19 protein-coding genes and 1 pseudogene are annotated in these 21522 nt (G+C 46.5%); 12 read left to right on the top strand and 8 right to left on the bottom strand.

The annotated features are described in order from the left end of the window. Positions 1–70: 70 nt before the first annotated feature. The 3 genes from ACT53C_RS10305 to ACT53C_RS10295 are packed head-to-tail and all read left to right on the top strand — an operon-like array spanning position 71 to position 3313. Positions 71–1192: a glycosyltransferase family 2 protein gene (locus ACT53C_RS10305; protein ID WP_476145924.1), complete on the top strand. Its 1122-nt coding sequence runs from the start codon at positions 71–73 to the stop codon at positions 1190–1192. After that, positions 1189–2502 carry a radical SAM protein gene (locus ACT53C_RS10300; protein ID WP_476145922.1) on the top strand — a complete coding sequence of 438 codons (1314 nt, stop codon included), beginning with the start codon at positions 1189–1191 and terminating at the stop codon, positions 2500–2502. Before ACT53C_RS10305 ends, ACT53C_RS10300 begins: the two co-directional genes overlap by 4 nt. Before the next feature lie 25 nt (positions 2503–2527). Continuing rightward, positions 2528–3313 (top strand): phytanoyl-CoA dioxygenase family protein, encoded by a 786-nt coding sequence (locus ACT53C_RS10295; protein ID WP_476145921.1) that lies wholly within the window; start codon positions 2528–2530, stop codon positions 3311–3313. A gap of 209 nt (positions 3314–3522) precedes the next feature. Here ACT53C_RS10295 and ACT53C_RS10290 read toward each other — a convergent pair whose 3' ends face one another. Beyond that, a complete protein-coding gene (locus ACT53C_RS10290) occupies positions 3523–4086 on the bottom strand; it encodes a hypothetical protein (protein ID WP_476145919.1) in 564 nt (187 codons plus the stop codon). Positions 4087–4396: 310 nt separating this feature from the next. Here ACT53C_RS10290 and ACT53C_RS10285 point away from each other — a divergent pair, with 310 nt between their 5' ends. Genes ACT53C_RS10285 through ACT53C_RS10270 form a run of 4 tightly spaced genes read left to right on the top strand, consistent with a single transcriptional unit; the run spans position 4397 to position 8922 of the window. Continuing rightward, entirely contained in the window at positions 4397–5482 is a 1086-nt protein-coding gene (locus ACT53C_RS10285; RefSeq protein WP_476145917.1) for a methyltransferase domain-containing protein, read from the top strand. Positions 5483–5518: 36 nt separating this feature from the next. Beyond that, on the top strand, positions 5519–6025 hold the full coding sequence (locus ACT53C_RS10280) for an NUDIX domain-containing protein (RefSeq protein ID WP_476145915.1): 507 nt from the start codon (positions 5519–5521) through the stop codon (positions 6023–6025). Next, on the top strand, positions 6025–7056 hold the full coding sequence (locus ACT53C_RS10275; protein ID WP_476145913.1) for an NAD-dependent epimerase/dehydratase family protein: 1032 nt from the start codon (positions 6025–6027) through the stop codon (positions 7054–7056). Before ACT53C_RS10280 ends, ACT53C_RS10275 begins: the two co-directional genes overlap by 1 nt. A gap of 18 nt (positions 7057–7074) precedes the next feature. Further along, complete coding sequence (locus ACT53C_RS10270) at positions 7075–8922, top strand: radical SAM protein (RefSeq protein WP_476145911.1); 1848 nt, start codon at positions 7075–7077, stop codon at positions 8920–8922. Here ACT53C_RS10270 and ACT53C_RS10265 read toward each other — a convergent pair. From ACT53C_RS10265 to ACT53C_RS10235, 7 genes are all read right to left on the bottom strand, one after another. Beyond that, a complete protein-coding gene (locus ACT53C_RS10265) occupies positions 8912–9988 on the bottom strand; it encodes a glycosyltransferase family 2 protein (protein ID WP_476145910.1) in 1077 nt (358 codons plus the stop codon). The genes ACT53C_RS10270 and ACT53C_RS10265 overlap by 11 nt on opposite strands. 233 nt (positions 9989–10221) lie before the next feature. Next, complete coding sequence (locus ACT53C_RS10260) at positions 10222–12042, bottom strand: thiamine pyrophosphate-binding protein (protein WP_476145908.1); 1821 nt, start codon at positions 12040–12042, stop codon at positions 10222–10224. 26 nt (positions 12043–12068) lie between these two features. Continuing rightward, the gene (locus ACT53C_RS10255; RefSeq protein WP_476145906.1) at positions 12069–13589 is read right to left on the bottom strand and encodes an N-acetylneuraminate synthase family protein; all 1521 of its coding nucleotides are present in this window, start codon (positions 13587–13589) and stop codon (positions 12069–12071) included. A 129-nt stretch (positions 13590–13718) separates the two neighbouring features. After that, a complete protein-coding gene (gene rfbH, locus ACT53C_RS10250; RefSeq protein WP_476145904.1) occupies positions 13719–15038 on the bottom strand; it encodes a lipopolysaccharide biosynthesis protein RfbH in 1320 nt (439 codons plus the stop codon). Positions 15039–15047: 9 nt separating this feature from the next. Continuing rightward, a complete protein-coding gene (gene rfbG, locus ACT53C_RS10245) occupies positions 15048–16139 on the bottom strand; it encodes a CDP-glucose 4,6-dehydratase (protein ID WP_476145902.1) in 1092 nt (363 codons plus the stop codon). Beyond that, on the bottom strand, positions 16136–16918 hold the full coding sequence (rfbF, locus tag ACT53C_RS10240) for a glucose-1-phosphate cytidylyltransferase (RefSeq protein ID WP_476145900.1): 783 nt from the start codon (positions 16916–16918) through the stop codon (positions 16136–16138). Before rfbF ends, rfbG begins: the two co-directional genes overlap by 4 nt. A 152-nt stretch (positions 16919–17070) precedes the next feature. Then, positions 17071–17904, bottom strand: coding sequence for a 2OG-Fe(II) oxygenase (locus tag ACT53C_RS10235; protein ID WP_476145898.1), 834 nt, complete (start codon positions 17902–17904; stop codon positions 17071–17073). 414 nt (positions 17905–18318) lie between these two features. Here ACT53C_RS10235 and ACT53C_RS10230 point away from each other — a divergent pair, with 414 nt between their 5' ends. The 5 genes and pseudogenes from ACT53C_RS10230 to ACT53C_RS10210 all read left to right on the top strand — a co-directional run bounded on the left by ACT53C_RS10230 (position 18319) and on the right by ACT53C_RS10210 (position 21285). Beyond that, positions 18319–19119 carry a flagellin N-terminal helical domain-containing protein gene (locus tag ACT53C_RS10230; protein ID WP_476145896.1) on the top strand — a complete coding sequence of 267 codons (801 nt, stop codon included), beginning with the start codon at positions 18319–18321 and terminating at the stop codon, positions 19117–19119. 216 nt (positions 19120–19335) lie between these two features. Further along, positions 19336–19563: a DegT/DnrJ/EryC1/StrS family aminotransferase gene (locus tag ACT53C_RS10225; protein WP_476145894.1), complete on the top strand. Its 228-nt coding sequence runs from the start codon at positions 19336–19338 to the stop codon at positions 19561–19563. Further along, positions 19556–19993 (top strand): annotated as a pseudogene (locus tag ACT53C_RS10220) (DegT/DnrJ/EryC1/StrS family aminotransferase). Before ACT53C_RS10225 ends, ACT53C_RS10220 begins: the two are co-directional and overlap by 8 nt. Before the next feature lie 67 nt (positions 19994–20060). Continuing rightward, positions 20061–20246 carry a DegT/DnrJ/EryC1/StrS family aminotransferase gene (locus ACT53C_RS10215; protein WP_476146057.1) on the top strand — a complete coding sequence of 62 codons (186 nt, stop codon included), beginning with the start codon at positions 20061–20063 and terminating at the stop codon, positions 20244–20246. 238 nt (positions 20247–20484) lie between these two features. Next, complete coding sequence (locus ACT53C_RS10210) at positions 20485–21285, top strand: flagellin N-terminal helical domain-containing protein (RefSeq protein WP_476145892.1); 801 nt, start codon at positions 20485–20487, stop codon at positions 21283–21285. Positions 21286–21522: the final 237 nt, after the last annotated feature.

The raw sequence follows: 21522 nt of genomic DNA, 5'->3' as shown, positions 1-21522 counted from the left end.
TGGCAATCAGCATACACCGCTTTTTGGTGTAGACTTTGCCCTGAAATACAGTTTAAATAAAGCTTCGCATGTGACTCATACATCGCCATACACCACACAGCACAATAGCGCGATTGCACCTCACACACTGACACCGAGTGCATTATGCGTCAGTGTCATCGTTCCTGCTTATAACAGTGCCGCCTTTTTACCCAAGTGTTTGCACAGTATTCGTACGCAAAGCTGGCAGAATCTTCAGGTGATTATTGTCAATGATGGCTCTGAGGATGCCACTGATGTGCTATTACAGCAATATCAGCAACAAGAGCCGCGTTTAGAGGTGTACCAGCACGCACAGGCCCAAGGTGTTGCATGTGCCAGAAACGCGGGCTTGGAAAAAGCGCGCGGAGAATATGTGGTCTTTGTCGATGCCGATGATTATTTGCATCCTCAGGCCATTGAAAAACTGGTCACAGCTGCGGTGCAACATGACTCAGACTATGTCGTTGCGGGGTACTACCGCTGTAAAAAAATGCAGCAACAGGCGTATGCAGACTTTACTGAAATCACTCACTTTAACCATGCTTCGCTTTATGTATATATTGAGCAATATATCAAGCGGCCTTATGCAAATGTGATGCTGGTACATTGCTGGGGACGCTTGTACAAGCGCCTAGTCATTACGCAATATGGCATTCGGTTTCCCGAGCAATTGAATCAGTTTGAAGATGTGCATTTCAATTTTCAGTATCTTCAACATATTGATGGGCTGATGTATATACCTGAGCCTTTGTACTACCATCAAATGCATGCGAAGCAGTCTCTCAGCCAAAAAATGGGCATAGAACCAAGTTTTCTGGAACGTTCTCGCATGGCGTTTGCGCAAATTCCAATATATCTGCAACGTAAACAAGGCATAGCTGCTGCAAAGGCACAAACCTTGGTGGAACATGCGCTCACCAATATGTGGCTGGTATCCGTGTTGCGCTTATGCCGACGTTTTAAAGTGCAACCGGGGATGTCTACGTACAAACACATTGCGCATCTGGTTACTGCGCCAGTTTTTCAAAATAACCTTGCACAGTTTCGCCCGCAAGCCGGGGAGAGTGTGATGCTGTATTGGGCATGCCGCAGTCGTATTACACCTTTAGTGTTGTTGGCGGGCTTATGCAGACTTGGTTTTATTCGTTTAATGGCCAAGGGGAAAGTATGAAAGACCTGATTTGCCGTCCACCTTCCAGTCAGCAAGCTTTGCTTGAATATATTCAACAGCAGCAATGTCAGGTGTTGATTTTTGGCGCTGACATTGCCGGAAAAGTGGTAGCAGAAATTTTGAAATCTGCCGGTGTAACGCCGCATGCTTTTATCGATAACAATAAAAACAAATGCGAAATGACTCTCAATGGCACTCCTGTGTGGCATGCTTCTGCACTGCAAAATACTGACCGTTCCGCATTGATTTTGATTGCCTCTACCTATATTTCAGACATCGTCGCTCAGATTGAGGAAATCGGCTTTTATCACTGGGTGCCGATTGCCACATTGCTGGAAGAAAACTGGGATAAAAATCTGGGTAATGTGTTACAGGGAGATTTGCGCAAGAACCATTCTGGCGGCGAGTTTACTCAGGACTTTGACGAATTTGTGTTATCCAACATGATCAACTCGCAAAAAAAATATCTGGACCCCAACCAGTTATATATTCGTAGTATTGATTTGATTATTACGGAAAAATGCTCGCTTAAGTGTAAAGACTGCTCCAATCTGATGCAGTATTACGAAGCGCCTATTAATATTGAAGATGACGATTTGTTGCGGGATTTGGCCGATATTTGTGCCGTGGCCGATGAAATCAACGAGATTCGCATTATCGGTGGCGATCCGTTCATGAAAAAAGACTTTCCCACGGTTGTGGCTAAGGCGGCGTCTTACCCCAATGTGAACAGAGTGGTGGTGTATACCAATGGCACCATTTGCCCGCCTGACGAAAAATTGCTGGCAATTGCCAACCCCAAAACCTTTGTGTTTATTACCACCTATGGTGAGCTCTCCAGAAACTCTGAAAAACTGGCGGCGCGTTTAAAAGCGCTCAATATCAACTACAATAAACAACCCGCCTATGGCTGGACAGATTGCGCGTCGGTAGAAGAAAAACAGCGCAATAAGGCTGAGTTGCTGCATACATTCAAATATTGCTGTGCCAAACACTTCACGACATTGACGGATGGCCGCGTGTTCCGCTGCCCGTTCTCTGCCAATGTGGAGCGCTTACATGCGATTCCCGAGTCGCCAGAAGACGCCATCGATATCCGCGGTATCGCACATGCGGCCTCGGCACAACGGTTGCAACTCAAGGATAAGCTCAAAACCTTTTTACGCGAGATCAGTTACATCAACGCTTGCAATTTCTGTAATGGACGTACCTATGGCGACCCTGAAATTGTGCCCGGCATACAAACCAAAACAGTGTTGGCCTATGTGAGGTTTTCACGTAAACACAAACAAGAAGCGGTATCGACCTAAAGGGACACGCAAACGGGGTAGGCGTATGTTTTCTGAAGCACATCAACAACAATATCAAAAAGACGGCTTTTTTGTCCTGGAAAACGTATTGGATGCCGAACGTCTGACAATCGTCAAGCGAGCAGTCGCGTATTTGGCAGAGGCAGAACGGGCATTGGGGTTGAGCCACATGTACTCGGCCTCAGGTAAGCTGCAACGGGTGTGGAACCTACTCAACAAAAGCAGTGTGTTTAGAGAGATTATTCAGCACCCGCATATTTTGGACGCCATGGAGTGGATCTTTGCACGTGATACCCAACATCAAAAATATTACCTCAGCAGCTTTCAGGCCAACATACTCAGCCCGTGTGCCGAGGCGCAAAAATGGCATCTGGATACGCCGGTGCCTGAGCCGCACCCCACTTGGGACATCAAAGCCAATACCATCTGGTTGCTGGATGATTTTACCGAGGTCAATGGTGCGACCGAGGTGATTCCAGGTAGCCATGCCTTTAACATGCGTCCGCAAGACACGGATACTATTTTGCAAAGCGCTCGCCAGAAAGTGATCGCCAAAGCGGGCTCTGTCATTATTACCAGCGGCATGCTCTGGCATCGTAGTGGAGATAATCGCAGCGATCAGACACGTACAGTGTTATTGGGTAGTTTTGCAGCGAGCTATGCCCGTGAAATCGCCAATGAAGAAAACTATGCGGTTGTGCTAGATCGCGCAGTGGCCGATTCGGCCTCAGAGACATTAAAACGTATTCTTGGTTTGGATCACGGTATACGTCCCGGTGCGCTTTCTCAAGTCAAGTTTGAAATCGAATAAGTCTTTGTGCTCAGCTGTCGTGCATGTGGTCTGACACATGCTGTCCTCGTATTGTTGGACTACGAGAATATGCCTGCCATAGAACAATGGTTTCCGGTAGCAGAACCCTATCACAAGAACATGGCGAAAATCTTGAAGTGGTACAGTGCGCAGGTTTTGGTTTAATACTTTACGCCGCAGTCAGTGGGTGCGGCTTATGTGAACCGTTGTCAGTTAGCCTTGCGGCTGCTTCGTCTTATGCCAATTAAAGTAAGTCCCGCAATGAGCATTACGCCAGATTGCAGCTCCGGAACGGCAGCAAGGTGCCAATTCTGAGGAATAAACTGACCGTTGTAATAATTAATATAAGTACCATGTAATAACGCTTGAGTGGCGACAGGATTGCCTGCCCCGTTAGGCCACGGCATTATGTAGAAATAGTTTGTGACACCTACTCCTGTCGCAAGGTTGGCGTTCGAAAACACGAAGTTATTTTTCAAGGGATCAAAGGATGCAACTGCACCAGAAGCCGAATAACATGTAACGCAGTGGCTACCGGGAGCCGTATAGCTGTAAGCGGTTAAACCTAAAAGGGACAATCCGTCAATGCTCACCGAAATGTTGGAAAGATTGCTGACTAAATCCCCAGATAAGTTGCCCGAGAATGAGCCAGTAACGACCTGTCCTGTATTAAATACATAGGAGAATTTAAAGGTTGATGCGTGAATTGGCTGCGCGACTATTGTCGACGCTAATAGACACAGGCTAGTCAAAATATGTTTGTGCTTACTCATTTTTAATCCTCATCGAAAGTTTACAATTATGGTAAGTGGACTTACGCAGTCAGCTTGCTCGGCGTGTAGATGTTCCTCATACTGATTACCCTCATTTCATCATAATGCATGAGGGTTTTATGGCAAGATGCTCAATTCATCGCAGGCGAATAAAAGCCTGATCTGGTTTCTGTTGTACATATGTGGCACAGTGTGTTGTGCGAATATAAGTACCTCGGTAGAAAGCGTTGGATGATTGATGGACCATCAGCAGATAAAATCAAAATTAAAGTGTCGCGCATGTGACGGCGTTTTCTTTAATGCGCCATTATTGAAATACAGCAATATGCCCGCCTCTGCGCAAGGGTTTCTCAGTGAACCTGAATTGCAACATGACCAAGGCGTTGACGTTGAGGTCTGCCAATGTGCTTCATGTGGGTTGGTTCAGCTCAGTACACCGCCGGTGTCTTACTACCGTGATGTGATTCGGGCAGCGGCATTTTCACCTGATATGGGAGCGTTTCGCTTTAGCCAATTTAAACAATGGGCAACACAGTATGCCTTGGTGGGCAAAAAAGTACTCGAAATTGGCTGTGGCAAAGGTGAGTATCTGACATTATTACAGGACAGCGGATTAGATGCTTATGGCATCGAGCATGCTCAAGCGTCAGTCGCAGCCTGCAAAAAAAATGGATTAAAGGTCACACAAGCTTATTTGGGTGACGCGGCCAAGGGCAGCCTAGACGCAGGCCCGTTTGATGGTTTTGTCTGCCTCAATTTTATGGAACATTGGCCAGCACCACGCACAAGCCTGCAAGCGCTTTTGCCACAGCTTAACGCTGGCGCCATCGGCCTGATTGAAGTACCAAATTTTGACATGATTGTGCAAAAAGGCTTGTTCTCGGAATTTATTGCCGATCATTTACTGTATTTTACCCAAGCCACCTTGACACATTTTTTACAAAATAACGGCTTTGAAGTACTGGAGTGCAACCCTGTGTGGCAAGACTATATTTTGTCCGCCGTCGTGCGCAAGCGTGAGATAATTGATTTATCTTTTTTTTCCGATTTTCGTCAGAAAATTTCGCTGGCTTTGCATGGTTTTCTCGATCAGTTTTCAGTAGGAGAGGTCGCGGTATGGGGTGCCGGGCATCAAGCATTAGCGGTGATTGCGTTGGCTGGCATTGGTGGGCGTATCGCCTATGTGGTGGACTCTGCACCGTTTAAACAAGACAAGTTTACTCCCGCCAGTCATGTGCCAATTGTCGCGCCAGCGCAACTGTCGGTTCAGCCGGTCAAAGCTATGATTGTCATGGCCGCCAGCTACTCCGATGAAGTGGCACGCATTATTTGCAACCAATATCCCCATGTGCAGCAAGTGGTCATTTTGCGTGATGATGGATTGCAAGCTGTTTAGCGTAAACAAAGCAGAGCAAACAAAGCAGGAGAGGGCATGTTGCCGGATTTAACCCCACATTTTTCAGCGATTTTATCTGCGATTGGTAATGCACGCGAAGGCTTGACCAAGCCCGTTTTTCTATTTGTGAGCCAGCTAACACCGATGGTTAATGTCGATCTGCTGATACAAAATGCACAAGGCCAAACCCTGCTCACCTGGCGAGAAGACGAGTTTTATGGCCCAGGCTGGCATGTGCCGGGAGGAGTGATTCGTTTTAAAGAGCTAGCTGCAACGCGTATTCAAAAAGTGGCGCGAGCTGAACTTGCTGTCAGTGTGCAAGCAGAATTAGAGCCGTTATGTGTGAAAGAGGTGATGGCAAAAAACCGTGATGTTCGCGGGCATTTTATTTCAATGTTATATCGCTGTTCGCTGCTAGACACCTTGCAAGCCACACAAGCATATCAGTTTGCGCAATCCAACCAAAATGGTCATTGGCAATGGCATGATGGCTGTCCGCATAACATTATTCCACAACATGAAATGTATCGGGTTTACATGTGATGCGATTAACACCTTATTTAACGCATCATGAAGAGAGTGATGCGTATTGGAAAAAATTAAACAAGGCACATTTATTTATTACTGGAGGGTCTGGTCTATTTGGGCGTTGGTTTATTACAGCACTTGTAGATGCAAATCAACGCTTGAATACCGATATCCAAGCTACTGTACTTACTAGAAATCCTCAACTATTCTTAGCAGAAATGTTGGGGGAAGTGGGTTCAGAACGCATTTACGCATTACAAGGTGACGTTACAAATTTCATCTTCCCAGCCAGCCAGTTTACCCATGTGCTTCATATGGCGACGACTTCTGCACATGAGACTTTTGCAGGGGAAGATTCGCTTGCAAAATTTCGCATGCTCACTAAAGGTACGGAGCGTGTGTTGCAACTCGCAGCGCAATCGGGTGTAAAAAAAATATTATTTACCAGTTCTGGTGTCGCTTATGGTAATTATCCTGAAGGTTGGGTGTCCGAAAGCTATGAGGGGGCACCAAATACACTTGATGCCGTCAATGGCTTAGCACAAGGTAAACTTGCGGCTGAGTTTTTATGTAGCTATTACGCAGATAAATTTGGATTTGAAGCGACCATTGCCCGCTGTTTTTCGTTTGCGGGGCCAGATTTACCGCTTAATATTCATTATGCGATTGGTAACTTTATTTACGATGCGCTACGCGCAGAAAAAATTACCGTTAAAGGTGATGGTAGCCCGATGCGTTCATTTTTATATTTAGGCGATTTAGTGCATTGGCTGTTGGCGTTGTTGGTGGATGGGCAAAATAATAAAATTTACAACGTAGGCTCTGACCAAGCTATTTCCATTTTGGCGCTTGCGGAAACAGTACAAAAACTACTCGCACCTCATAAAAAAATTGAAGTGCTAGGTGATAGCAGGCATGGTGTTGGGAATATTAATCGCAATTGGTATGTCCCGAATATTGCATTGGCGCGTTGTACGTTAAAGCTCGATGCCTGGACACCCACTGATACGATAATATTGAATACTGCGCATGCTTTTGGCGGTTAAGTAAAGAGGGAGAATACTTTGCAAGCTATTCACATTTACTCAAAAGGTTCCAAAATACCTAAAAAACAGAGGCAACAGCTTCAGTCACAAGAGGCAGGAACGCAAACACTTCTTTTTTTAATCCCACCTAATATTACTTTTGAGGATTTTGTAAATCCGCCAAGTAACATCAGTACCATTCAGAAAAATCATGGTCAAAAACTGTTTGGCTCGTTAATTACGGATATTCCACTGGGAGTCGTTTCGTTATCAGCTTACATCAAGCAATTTTTAACAGTAGATGTTCAAGCGATTGACTTTAATGTCACTTTAAATCAAGAGGCTGCTTTTGATTATGCCAACTTTATTGAATATTTTAAAAACAAAATTTCTGCGTTAAATATCAAGCCTGATTATGTGGGAATTTCAGCTTTATTTACGCCTGCATACAACAGTATTCTTGATTTATCACAAGTGGCACGAGAAATTTTCCCGGACACGATGATTTTGGTAGGAGGTAACTTTCCAACGGCGATGTATCGCGATATTTTGAACGATAGCATATATGTGGATGCTGTGTGTTACGGCGAAGGTGAAAAGGGCTTGCTTGGACTTATGCAGGCAAAAGATAAACAAGCTTTTTTACGCCAAAGTGTTTCTTGGGCAACCAGAGAAAAACTGGGAGATGCATCAATAAACCTCACACATGATTTTATTGAGGATCTCGATGAAATCCCGATGCTAGATTACGATATTTTGGATTTAGAGGGCTACAAGCTCAACCCAACCTCTTCCAGATACTCAGTGAGTGAAAAATACAAAGCAAAAATGAGTAATGGTGATTTTGCTGATGGTGTAATGATTGAAACGCCAAATGGTACAGTTGAAAAACAATCTTATCGCTACAGCATGCCTATCATGACTTCTCGCGGTTGTCCGTTTAAATGCACTTTTTGTGCTTCGCACGCTGCACATGGTCGTGATATGCGCTATCACAGCATAGAGCGAGTACTCGAAGATTCAAAAAAAATGATTGAGCGGTATGGTATTGATGGTGTGGTCATTCAAGATGACCACTTTATGGCCGGCAAAGATCGACCTTATAAGATTGTGGATGGATTAGGCAAGCTAGGATTAGGCATGTTTTTTCAAAATGCCTTGGCAATTTATGCCCTAGATATTGAGTTTTTAAAACTATTAAAACATTCTGGAGTAGATGCCTTAGTGTTGCCAATTGAGTCTGGCAGCGAGCGTGTGTTAAAAGAGTTGATGAAAAAACCACTACGTTTAGATTTGATTCCAAAAGCGGTAAAGAACTGTCGAGAGGCAGGTATTTTTACGGATTGTAATGTCATTCTTGGGATGCCAGGCGAAACCAAACAAGATATCGACGATAGTAGGGAGTTCTTAAAGACTATCAATGCAGATTGGTTTAGGGTGTTTGTCGCGACTCCGATTCCAGGGAGTGAAATGTATGCAACTTGTGAAGCGAATGACTATTTTAAAGTCAGTCCGCTGAAAGCAAACTATAAACGCGCAGTCGTTGAAACCGAGCACTGCACACCAGAATATGTGCAATACATGTGTTATCTCATGAATATTGAGCTCAATTTTGTACACAACGCAAATCTAAAGTTGGGGCACTATGAGGTAGCACTTGAGAGTTTCTTGAACGTCATTAATGTGAAGCCTGATCATGCAATTGCCCATTATTATGCGGGTGTCTGTTATACCAAACTTAATCAAGAAAAAAACGCAAAAAATCATTTTGTGCTTGCCTATGAATACGCAAAAGTCACAGATTTTTGGAGTGAGTATATCGAAATTTTTCATATTCCGATTGAAACCGAATACCAAAAATACCAGCCGGAACTAATCATTGGCTAATGATTGGCACACATTCAATTGCAAGTGTCAGGCTACCTTCGGGAGGAGCGTAGGAAGCAGTGCGTTTCGTATGATGTGTATGGGCTAAGATTATTTTTTCAATGCGTGCCGCCTGATCTGTGCTGGCATTAAAAAGTGCCGATAATTCTTGATAAAGCGGAGTTTGTTTTACTGTGGGGTGCAATGCAAAAGCCAAATGAAAGTATCGTTCAGCGAGAGTCAGATTTCGCATTTTTAATGCGTTTACCGAATACCTTAGCGAGAGATTGGCGTTTTTTTCAATAGATGCGTCGAGTCTGTCAGAAATCTCAGGTAAATTAAGGGCATCCGCTTTTTCCTGAAAATCAAAATTCATTACATATGCACCTAGCACATCCATTAAATGATGGGTGGCTTGCGATGCATCATTACCACCATGCACCCGATGAAAAAGCAGGGCTTTATTGATATAAATAACCGCCTGTTGGCATGCAATATCAAAGTCTAGAATTCTAGCCCCATGAAATCTACTACCACTTCCGCCAAGATGAATCACGCTTAACGCCGATTGAGTCCGATAAAAGGCCTGCGTAATACTAGGATTGACTGTTGCCATCATGTAAACCGCTGCTTGTTTAGGGGCAGGAATTTTACAGGTTTGATTATAAAATGGGGCATCCTCATGTACTTGGTTTTCCTCATCTAAAATGGCTCGGTGTACCAGTGCCAAGCCAACATCAGGATGAGCCTCCATTAAGGTTGTAGCTTTTAAAATATACTCGGGTTTGAGAATGTCGTCCGAGCCTAGGACTAAAAAATACTTGCCGCGGATATTTGTAAAACAGTTTTTAAAATTTGCTGTTTGTCCGAAATTTTGGCGATTTTTAGCGATAAAGAATTTGTTCGGATATAAACGGCTATATTCACAGGCAATCGCCCATGAGTCATCTTTAGAGTCATTATCAGAAAACAATATTTCAATATTTTGGTAAGTTTGATTTAAAACACTATCAAAGCATGCTCGTAAATATCTGCCATAGTTATAGTTATAAATAATAATACTGACCAGAGGGGATGTTTGTTTCATGCAAACTTAACTTTCATAATGGCTTATCTCAATAATGCTTTAATGGCTGACAGGTTCAGAAAGTCTTGATTAAAACCACTCCGATGGGTTGGGCTAATAGTGTCTTCTATTGCATCTTTGGCTTCAGATTTGCAATTTAGCTTTCATTTAAGGCTAAAGAGCTTTTGCTTGGGCGTGCATTTAAATTCTTGATCACATAAAAATCAGTTCCACTATAAGCCGCGAATTATGCTTTAGTTTCGTGTTGTTTTGATAGAGCTGTCGCTTAATGGAATATACATTTCCTTTTTAAGCGTTTCTAGTGGCAACAATGGTGACATATCTTCCAGCGGCATGGAAATAATGCTGCCATCTGGTTGTGGCATGGCGCTGGCTTTAGGCGCCAGCGTTTCGTTTTCGATCAGGCGGATATCCACAAGGCAAGGGGTAGCCAAAGCGAGCGCTTTTTGTAATTGCACTTGTAACGTGGACGGGTCTTCAATTCTCATAAACGGTAATTCATAGGTTTCGGCAATTTTTGCCAGGTCTGGTAGCCACAAGCCAGCTTCTGGTCCTGTGCCTATGTAGCGCTCGTTAAAGTAATTGCGCTGTGTGTTGCGAATAGAGCAGTAACCGCCGTTATTCATAATTAGGATGCACATGGGCAGATTGAACGCACGCACGGTCGCTAACTCTTGAAGATTAAGTTGTAAGCTACCGTCGCTTTCGATGGCTAGCATGGTTTTTAAGCCATTGGCGAAACAGGCGCCGATGGCCGCAGGCAGGCCATAGCCCATGGAGCCTAGGCCAGAGGTTAAGAATATCCGTTGACCTGGCTTGTTACGGAACACGGTGTAAAACGCTTCAACGGCTAGTCCAGAGCTCCCCGTGCTAATCAGGGTGTCGGGCTTGGCGACGTCTGAGAGCGTATCAACAAAATGGTAGTGGCTAATTTGTGTCGGTGTGCCAAAACCAGCACCATCGTTGACTGGGTAGCGTTGTTTCCATGATAAGCAGTGCTGGCGCCAGTCATGGCAATCCAGTGTATGTAATCCACTTGTGGCCAGTTGCTGCAAAAAGGTGTGAGCATCGGCGACGATGGGCAACGCTACATCCATGTCCAGCTTTTCAATTTCGTTGGCATCGACATCTACCACTACTTTGCTTGCGGCTCGTGCAAAGCCTCGTGGGTTATAGGCGGTAATAATATTATCCAGTCGACTGCCTATGCTGATGAGTAGGTCGCAGTTTTGTACGGCAAAGTTGGGGGCACGTAGCGCGACCACACCAGGACGCCCGATAAATAAATCGTGCTCATACGGCAACAAATCCATGGCGTTCCAGGTGGCCACCACAGGGATGCCCAGTTGTTCGACCACTTGCTGGAACAGTTTTGCAGCACCAGCCAGCCGGATGCCGTGACCTGCCATTAATACTGGGCGTTGCGCTTGTTGCAATAGTGCCTTCAATTGGGAAATCTGCGTGCTGAGGTCCAGATTTGCTTGGAGGGCTGGTGGCGTAAATGCTGCCAAAGTTTCAGGCTGAATCGGGCTCGCTTGTACATCCAGCGGCACATCAATCCATACCGGGCCAGCGCGGCCTTCGCGGGCACGGTAATAGGCTTCTTGCATGATTTGCTTGATTTCAGCTGGGTTTTCAACTGTGACCGCATATTTGGTCACGCTTTTGACCATGCTAATAATGTCGACTTCTTGCACACCTTTTTGCCGTAACGGTGCACCGCGCAGCATGTCGGCGCGTTTTACCTGGCCGGAAATCACCATCATAGGCACCGATTCTATCCATGCCCCAGTGACTGCCGTGATGGCATTGGTTGCTCCTGGGCCAGTGGTGACCATCGCGACGCCGATATTTTCATTAATGCGGGCGTATGCTTCGGCGGCAATTGCTGCGGCCTGTTCATGCAAGCAGGCCACTGCAGTTAAACGCGAGCATTGCGCCAGGCCGTCATTGAGATGCATGGCCCCTCCGCCGGGTAACATGAATACATGGTTTACACCGCAGTCGGCGATAAAGTGAGCGATAAAATCGGCAACGCGAATCTGGCTAGGCATGACTATTCTTTCTTAGGAGGGTGGCGTTACTTATCCAGCCAGTAGGTGAGCGCCGTTTTTCGAGTTTTGTTCGCCATGATTTGGGGGTCGGTATAGTAGGAGTCATTGACGATATGTGTGGTCGATATTTCTTCTATGACAGCGCCGGTGTCACTGGTCCAAGCATGGCGTGTTCCAGGTTCAATCGTGACAACGTCACCTGGGGTGAGTAAATGGCATATATTATTGAGGGTAAGTTTGACCTCACCATACAAGACATGAAAGGTTTCTTCTTTGTGCTGGTGGTATTGTTCAGGGTGGCTCTGTCCAGGCAACGTGACCAGTAACTTTTTGCAGTAGTCGCGGTTGATGACATTAATCAGTGTCAGGCCGGTTTTACTAAATTGCTCTAAGCCATAGTGGTGTGAAATTTCCAGATCTGCACTCCCTGGCACGACGACCTTGCTTTGCTTCAGGAATTCATTCACGTTTTTGATGATGTCGAGTATGGTTTGGCGCGTATCGCTTGCCTCTGTGTTTTTGGGTGTGATGGCTGCATCTTTGGCGATAGCGGAGCTGGTGCTAAAGCGCGCATATTTTGACCAATCATTGGCAGTCAACTGGCCCTCTTCTGGTGGAAAAGCAAAGTAGATATCGGCGTTGCTGAGCACTTGTCCTGCAGGGATGTCGCGTTTGGCAAATACACCGCGTTGCAGGCTACGCAAGCTGGCGGCTTCTTGTGCATTGATGGGACGCTTTTGCTGGCTTTCCCCACATACGGTGATGGCATATTGCATGGCCTGCAACCAGGCCTCCAGTTGTTCTGGGGCGGCAGAGTAGGCGTTTAGGCTATATTTGTCAGTGGCGAGGCCTACATGTTTTTCAAAAATACCCACGCCTTTGGCCACCGCCATTTTGACAATATCGAGATTCTCTGGAGATTCATGGGTAGAAAAACCGATGTTGATTTCGGGATAGCGCGTTCTGAGCCGCTCTTTGAGCACGTCCACTTGCGACAAATGCATATGAGAGTCTGGGGTGGGATACTCTCCCACACAATGCATGATTGCGAATTGCTTTTTGCGATGCGTTAAAAAGCTGACCACGCGGTCTATCTGATCCAAGCTCGCACCTGCCGTGGAGGCGATGATGGGTTGGTTTGTCTGTGCAATGCGCTCTATTAGTGGCCAGTCAGTAAAGGAACAGCTAGCGATTTTTATGATATCCAGTTGTTGTGCTTCGATCAGGTCAACTGAAGTTTCATCAAAGGGGGTAGACATCGCCAGAAAGCCATTGGCACGGATTTCTTCGATCAGGCGGTCGAAATCTTGTCGAGTCAAACGCGTTTCTGAGAAGCGCTTAATATATTTGATGTCATCGCGACCTTGCATTTGTGGGTGGATAAAGGTATCCAGATCACGATATTGCAGTTTGAAAGCAAATTTGAATGGAAAGGGCTTACAAACCCGGGCAAACGCTTGGATCAATGCAATGCCATGGTTTACATCGCCCATATGGTTATTGGCCATTTCCAGAATCACTAACCGGGTGGGAATATGGGAAATCATGCTGTTAATCCTTGGTTGCTCGCGTGCGGGATAAAGTGTTGCGTCCGAATATATCGAAAAATCGCCTAAATGTCTAAGCGCTGCTTCATCCGGTCATTTTGCATCTGGCCATTTATCTGACTCTGACAGTTAATCAAAATGCAATCCCAAATAGGTTTCGATTTGCGTACAGGCATAATCCAGCATCTGTCCGGTCAGCCCAGGGTAGACGCCTATCCAGAAGCTCTGGTTCATGACCAGGTCAGTGATGTGCAAATCGCCGCTGATGCGGTACTGGCGACCTGCCATGTATGGTTGCCGCGTCAGGTTACCGGCAAAAAGCAGGCGCGTCCCTATTTTATGCTGGTCCAGATAGTTCAGCATGTCTACACGACGGATACCAGCTTCAGGCTTGAGTGTAAGCAGAAAGCCGAACCAGGAAGGGTCACTGTCGGCAGTGGCCTCTGGTAAGGTGAGAAATTCGGCACAAGAGGACAGGCGCTCAGATAAGTACGCAAAATTCGCTTTTCTGGCTTGTATAAACCCATCTAGTTTATCCAGTTGGGCTAAGCCACACGCCGCCTGTATATCGGTAATTTTCAGGTTGTAACCTAAGTGGGAATAAGTGTACTTGTGGTCATATCCTTCAGGGAGTTGGCCCAGTTTCCAGCAAAAGCGCTTTTGGCAAGTATTGTCTTTACCTGGAGCACAATAACAGTCGCGCCCCCAGTCACGAAAACTTTCGATGATTTTCTTGAGCTCAGGATGATTAGTAAATACTGCACCACCTTCTCCCATGGTGATATGATGCGCCGGATAAAAACTGAGCGTGCCTATATCCCCAAACGTGCCTGTTAATTGCCCTTGGTAGCGCGAACCTAGCGCATCGCAGTTATCCTCAATCAGCCACAGCTGATATTTTTTGCAGATTTCCAGTACGACTTTCAAGTTAAATGGGTTGCCCAGTGAGTGTGCCAACATGATGGCCTTTGTTTTAGGGCTGATCGCTGCTTCCAGCTGAGTGACATCTATGTTGTGGGTCGCTAAATCAATATCGACAAACACAGGGACTGCGCCATATTGCAGAATGGGGTTCACTGTAGTTGGAAACCCTGCCGCCACGCCGATTACCTCATCGCCGGGTTGAATCGCACGCTCGCCCAGCCGGGATGACGTGAGTGCCGAAAAAGCCAGTAGATTGGCAGAGGAACCAGAGTTGGTCGTCAATGCAAATTTGACGCCCAGATATTCGGCAAGGCGTTGTTCAAATGCAGCATTAAAACGTCCAGTGGTCAGCCAGCCATCGAGCGAAGCTTCTACCATGAATTTTAATTCGTCTGCATCCAACACTTTTCCAGAGGGCGGAATGACGGATTCGCCGCCAACAAAAGGCTGCTTGGTATATTGAATTTGAGCATACGCCTCTACCAGCGTTGCAATCTGTTGTCGTATTTCTTGTTGCGTACTCAAACCTTGTTCCTAATGAGGGGCTCGAAAATGGAGCTGCTGGTTTGCTACCAGCGTTTGTTGATATTGTAGAATCTGTTGGCGAGTGAATGCCAGCATATCCTGGCCCGCAATATACGCTTTGTACCAATCACTGACTTGCTGAATGGCCGTAGTTGCCGTCCATTGAGGCTGCCAGTTCAAACGCGACCGCGCTTTTGTGCAATCCAGCTTAAGTAAGCCAGCTTCATGCAGATGTGAGTTTTCAATCATAAAGTCCAGGGGCGCTCCCCATGCTTTAAACAATGCATGGGTGATCCATTCTACTGTTAAAGCATCTTCTTCGCCCGGGCCAAAATTCCAGCCTTCTGCATATTGTTTGCCGGCGCTGAATAAACGTTCCGCCAGTAGCAAATAGCCCGAAAGCGGTTCCAATACATGCTGCCAAGGGCGAATGGCATTCGGAAAGCGTAATGTCACGCGGCTTTGTTTCATTAGAGATTGAATAATATCAGGAATCAGTCGATCCTGTGCCCAGTCGCCGCCGCCAATGACATTGCCAGCTCTGGCAGAAGCAATTGCCGTGGCATGCTCATGATCCATAAAAGACGTGCGGTAGGCATGTGTGACCAGTTCTGCGCAGCCCTTGCTATTGCTGTAAGGATCATTGCCTCCCATACTGTCTTGCTCACGATAGCCCCAGATTTGCTCTTTATTTTCATAGCATTTATCACTGGTGACCATCACCGCCACTTGAATGGTCGGCGTTTGGCGTATGGCTTCGAGGATATGCACGGTACCCATGACATTGGTTGCATAAGTGTCGACCGGCGCTTGGTAAGAAGGCCGAACCAGGCTTTGGGCGGCCAGGTGAAAAACGATGTCAGGCTGGCTGTTCTGAATAGCCAAGGTGAGCGCAGAGAGGTCGCGAATATCTCCTTCAATATGGGTGATATCTTGCTGTAGCTTAGTTAACGCAAACAAGCTGGGTTGCGTAGGCGGAGGCAGGGCGTATCCGGTGACCTGTGCGCCTAAGGTATGCAGCCAGGTCGTTAGCCATGCGCCCTTGAATCCGGTGTGGCCGGTGATAAAAACGCGCTTGCCTTGCCAAAACTCAGGGGTCATGCTGATTGTTCCCAGGCTTTCCAGGGGGCGCGGTTATCTAAGCACAATTGTTCAAGGTATGCTTTATCGCGCATGGTATCCATCGGCTGCCAAAAACCATGGTGCAGCCATGCTTGCAATTGCTCCTGGCTCGAGAGTTTCTCCAGAGGCTCTCTTTCCCAAGCGGTTTCGTCGCTTTCAACATAATCAAGCACCGCAGGCGATAACACAAAAAAGCCGCCATTAATCCAGCCACCATCTCCTTCAGGCTTTTCTTGAAATCGTCTGACAATCTGTTGGTCATCAATGGCAACCGCTCCGAATCTGCCCGGAGGTTGGACGGCGGTCATGGTCGCCAATTTGCCGCTTTGTTGATGAAAGGCCACCAATTGCTGTATGTTGATATCACTCAGGCCATCGCCATAAGTGAAGCAGAAGTCTTCATCGCCAATAAATTGCTTGACCCGCTTCAGACGTCCACCCGTATTGGTATGCATGCCAGTGTCGATCAGGGTGACACGCCATGGTTCAGATTTGTTGTCATGCACCTGAATTTCGTTCTTTTGAATATCAAACGTGACATCCGACATATGCAAAAAATAGTTGGCAAAATACTCTTTGATGAAATAGCCGCGGTAACCCAGGCAAATAATGAATTCATTAATCCCATAAAAAGAATAATGTTTCATGATGTGCCATAAAATCGGTTTACCGCCGACCTCTATCATCGGTTTGGGTTTCAGGTGTGATTCTTCGCTGATCCTGGTACCGAAACCCCCTGCCAAAATTACCGCTTTCATGTGTGCTCACAACCAGAAGTTAAAAGTGACAAATCTTTTCTTATCGCAGGCTGGCTGTCAAGCCAAACTTAATCATAGGGCAATGTGTGTGTTGTGTCATGCCCCGCAGTTTTTGTTTAATGCGCATTTGATTGTTCGCGATGATGGGTCACTCAAAGCGATTCAATCCGCACCGTATCCATCACGGCAGGAACTGGCTGTGTATTCTTTTTGTATACATACCTAGACGTATTGACTCCCGCACGCATCTTGATTAATTCGGCAATCTCCGCGTTATCCCTTTGTTCTTCGCGTGGCGCAAATAAAGCGCGTCCCCTTGGGTCTGCGTCTATAGGTGGCTCGCATAAATAGTACACCGCCAGGCTCTTACGATAGATCCCATAAGGCTGGGTTAGTGGGCGGCTCATGCCGTGCCAAGAGTTCTGAGTCGTATCAAAAATCACGGCGCGGTTAAATTTTGGGCAAATTTCTTTCATCAGTTCGCCAGGCTGGTCTTGCTCTGCGTCGTGACTCCATAACCCCAAATGCCCACCATGATATGGCTTGAGTTGTTCTGAGACATAAATAATGATATTGATTTTGCGCTGCAAACCCAATTTTGGATGAATGGAATAATCCAAGTGTGGGTTCAAATTACCGCCAGTGCCGTGAATATGCCAGCCACCACCGTGCAAACCGTTGTCTGCATATAACTGGGTGCCAACGATTTCTGACAGTTTGTTTATCATGGGTGCGGAGTTAAGTGCCTGGAATAGGGCATAGGTTAGGGGTGGAAAGGCATTCCAGTCATTCAATGCTTTTTTGTCTTCAATCTCGTTTTGGTAGTGAAACCAGCGAGCATAATCATACTCGGGAAATTCACATGCAATCCTTGTCACCAATTCAGGATTCAGGAAGTGATCGATGACGGCATGGCGGAAAGGTTTTGCATCTTGAAAGTGATGCATTCCTTTGGTCAGTTGATTCAAATCCAGAAACGATTGCATGAAAATCCTCCTTCGCATTCATTGAGCGTATTCTCTGTATTTATATCGGACTCAAACGCGCTTTATTAAGGCGAATATACGTGTATTTATGGGTTAATTTGCATGCATGTAAGCAAACTGTGCCTTCTTAAGGCGGTGTAGCGGGCCGGGAACCTTTTTGTCTCTTAATCAGTAGACAGACGTATTTGTAGAAATGGCGGCAAAACCGCTTTCTATTTGCTGAAATCAATTGGTAGGGGCTGCGATAAAGTGATTCTAAACTTGACGCAACGTTCTTACTATTACGGTCAGCGTTTGCTGAACTTTAGTAAGAACATGCGAAATCAGATTAATTTAATACAGATTGAAGAGCTTGAGTGTGACATTAAGACTTAGCATGAAGCTCTATATTTTTGTACATTAAGGAGACTTAACATGGCTGCAGTCATTAATACCAATATTTCATCATTAAATGCCCAGCGCAATTTAAATGCATCTCAAGCCGGTCTGAATCAATCTATTGAACGCTTGTCTTCAGGCTTGCGCGTAAATAGTGCTAAAGACGACGCTGCAGGCTTGGCGATTGCAACGCGTATGGATTCCCAGATCCGTGGTAACGATGTAGCGATCCGCAACTCGAACGATGCGATTTCCTACCTGCAAGTAACGGAAGGTGGATTGTCTAAAGCCACTGATGCCCTACAACGGATGCGGGAACTGGCGGTTCAGGCAGCCAACGGTAGCTACGGCTCTGGCGACCGGGCCAACTTGGATACAGAATTCCAGCAGTTGACGCAGGAATTAGCCCGCTTGAGTACTTCTACTCAGTTTAACGGTTTGAACGTATTTGGTGGTTCTGGCTATACTTTCCAGATTGGTTCTGGTTCTGCAGATACCTTGCAAGTAAGTGCAGTCACAGCAGCGACCTTGAGCGGTAACGTTTCAACTGCAGCGGGTGCGACGGCAGCGATTACCGCGATTGATGCGCAACTGGATGCAGTGAACACATCCCGTGCGAGCTTGGGTGCGTACCAAAACCGTTTTCAAGCCGTCATCAGCAGCTTGCAAGTCAATACCGAAAATGTGTCAGCAGCGAAATCCAGGATTATGGATGCGGACTTCGCGGCAGAAACAGCGAAGATGACCCGTAACCAGATTCTGCAACAAGCAGGCACGGCGATGCTGGCCCAGGCCAACCAGTTGCCGAACAGCGTCATGTCGCTGATTAAAGGGTAGTCTTTCAGCAGTTTTCTTGTTGTACTTGTTACAGGTCGTGGGCTTTTGTCTAGGCAAAGGCTCGCGACTTCCTCATTCTTGGTTAACCCATGTACGCATCAGACCTCCATCACTTAAGATAGGCCGGTAAAACTGGTTTTGTTTTTTCAACTTTTAAAGTTTCCAGATGCGATTGCCAGATGCGATATAGTTAAGCAGCATGCTGCAATCTTTGCGGTGACGTGTGCGACCCCTGTTAAAGGCTACCCGTTCTGGCCTGTATATTGGGGCTCAGACGTGGAGGCCTTGGAAGCCCAGTTTGCCGCGTATACCGGGCCACCGCATTGTGTCGGCGTCGGCAATGTCCTCGATGCACTGACCTTGGCCTTGTGCGTCTTGGAGATGAGGGAAGGGGATGAAGTGATCGTCCCCTCTCATACTTATATTTTGTTGAGACCTGACTAGGAGTGCGGTCGGCGCAACTGTGGTCCCTATTCAGCCTGCCGACGGGCAGTTCAATATTGATGTTGCCGCCATTCAGGCAAAAATCACAGCTAAAACCAAAATCAATTTATATGGTAACCCGGCGGAGATGGACGCCGTTTGTGAATTGGCTAAACAGCATGGCTAGCTGGTGTTATTGGATGCTACACAAGCGCCGTCAGGGGGCGACGGATTGGCGCGCATAGGGCTTTACTCAGGCAAGCATTTGGGGGCTTGGGGCGATGGTGGTGCAGTCACCATCCGGCATGAGCGTCCCGCCCCGCGTATACGCATACTTGGCAATGATGGCTCGGTCGTCAAACATTATAATCTGGAACCGGGCGTGAATAGCCGTCTGGATCCATTGCAAGCCGCCTTGCTTTCAGTCAAACTGGCCGCGCTGGATGAGTGAAATACACGCCTGGCCCAGTGCTTCTTAATGCTTTGCAAACATGGTTGCAAAGCATGGGGTGTAAACCCTGATTCATTATCCCGTCCCGCTATATTTCCAACAGTCCTATCAGGTGCTCGGTTGGCGAGCAGGTCATTCTCCTTGTGCCGAGCGCTATGCCAATCAAGTACTGAGTTTACCTATGGGCCCTCACCTCTCAGTCACGGCTGTCGACCAAGGGATTGAGTTGGTACACCAATTTTTCAGAGTGTAATGAGGCAAGTACACGTATCGCCTCGTTTAAAGTTTTTCTGAGTAGGGTCGTAAATAGTGTCAAGTGCATGATCTACCAAGCCGAAATTTAAAGTTCAGCATTAAAGAAATTTCTGGTGAAGTCGATAAAAGTAATAACAACGCTGAATAGCAAACACGTAGTTAAACAGTGAATCAACGTTGATATGACATGCCGCTTTGACACTAACTACATAATAGGACTCTGAAGGAGACTAAACATGGCTTCTGTAATTAATACCAACATTGCATCTCTGAATGCACAGCGTAATTTGAATGCCTCACAGGCCGGCTTGAATCAGTCGATTCAACGCTTGTCTTCTGGCTTGCGCATCAATAGCGCTAAAGATGACGCAGCGGGCATGGCGATTGCCACTCGTATGGACTCACAAATTCGCGGCAGTAACGTCGCGATCCGTAACTCTAACGATGCGATTTCTTACCTGCAAGTGACAGAAGGTGGTTTGTCTAAAGCCACCGATGCTTTGCAACGTATGCGTGAACTGGCAGTACAAGCATCAAACGGTACTTATGGTTCTGGTGACCGTGCTAACCTGGATACAGAATTCCAGCAACTATCATCAGAATTAACCCGCCTGAGTACTTCTACACAGTTTAACGGTTTGAATGTGTTTGGTGGTTCTGGCTATACTTTCCAGATTGGTTCTGGCTCTGCAGATACTCTGCAAGTGAGTGCAGTGTCTGCGGCTTCGTTGACTGGTAACGTTCAAAGTGCCTCAGCTGCGACTAACGCGATTACAGCGATTGATGCGCAACTGGATTCAGTGAACACTTCACGTGCGAGCTTGGGTGCGTACCAGAATCGTTTTGAAGCGGTGGTAAGCAGCCTGCAAGTGAATGTGGAAAATATTTCTGCAGCGAAATCCCGGATTACGGATGCAGACTTTGCGGCAGAAACCGCGAATATGACACGTAACCAGATTCTGCAACAGGCAGGGACTGCGATGTTGGCTCAGGCTAACCAGTTGCCTAACAGTGTCATGAGCTTGCTCAGAGGTTAAGTATTCTCCGGTCGATCGAACCAGGGCGAGCATTTGTCAAAACAGGTGCTCGCTTTTCTTTTTAGTCGCAAACATTCTAATCCCGCGTCTCGCTCCCCAGCCTGGGTAGCCGTATAAACTAAAAGCATGAAACACATACGCTGGCGTGTCCCAAATGCGCATGACATGCTTATCTGTTGATGTATCCTTGTGACGTCTGACAGGCGTTGCCGTCCTTTCTCTTTCCTTTGTTTTATG

Source organism: Methylophilus sp. DMC14 (assembly GCF_056314085.1).
The sequence above is the reverse complement of the archived record's forward strand: the minus strand, read 5'-3'. Positions and strand labels throughout refer to the sequence as shown.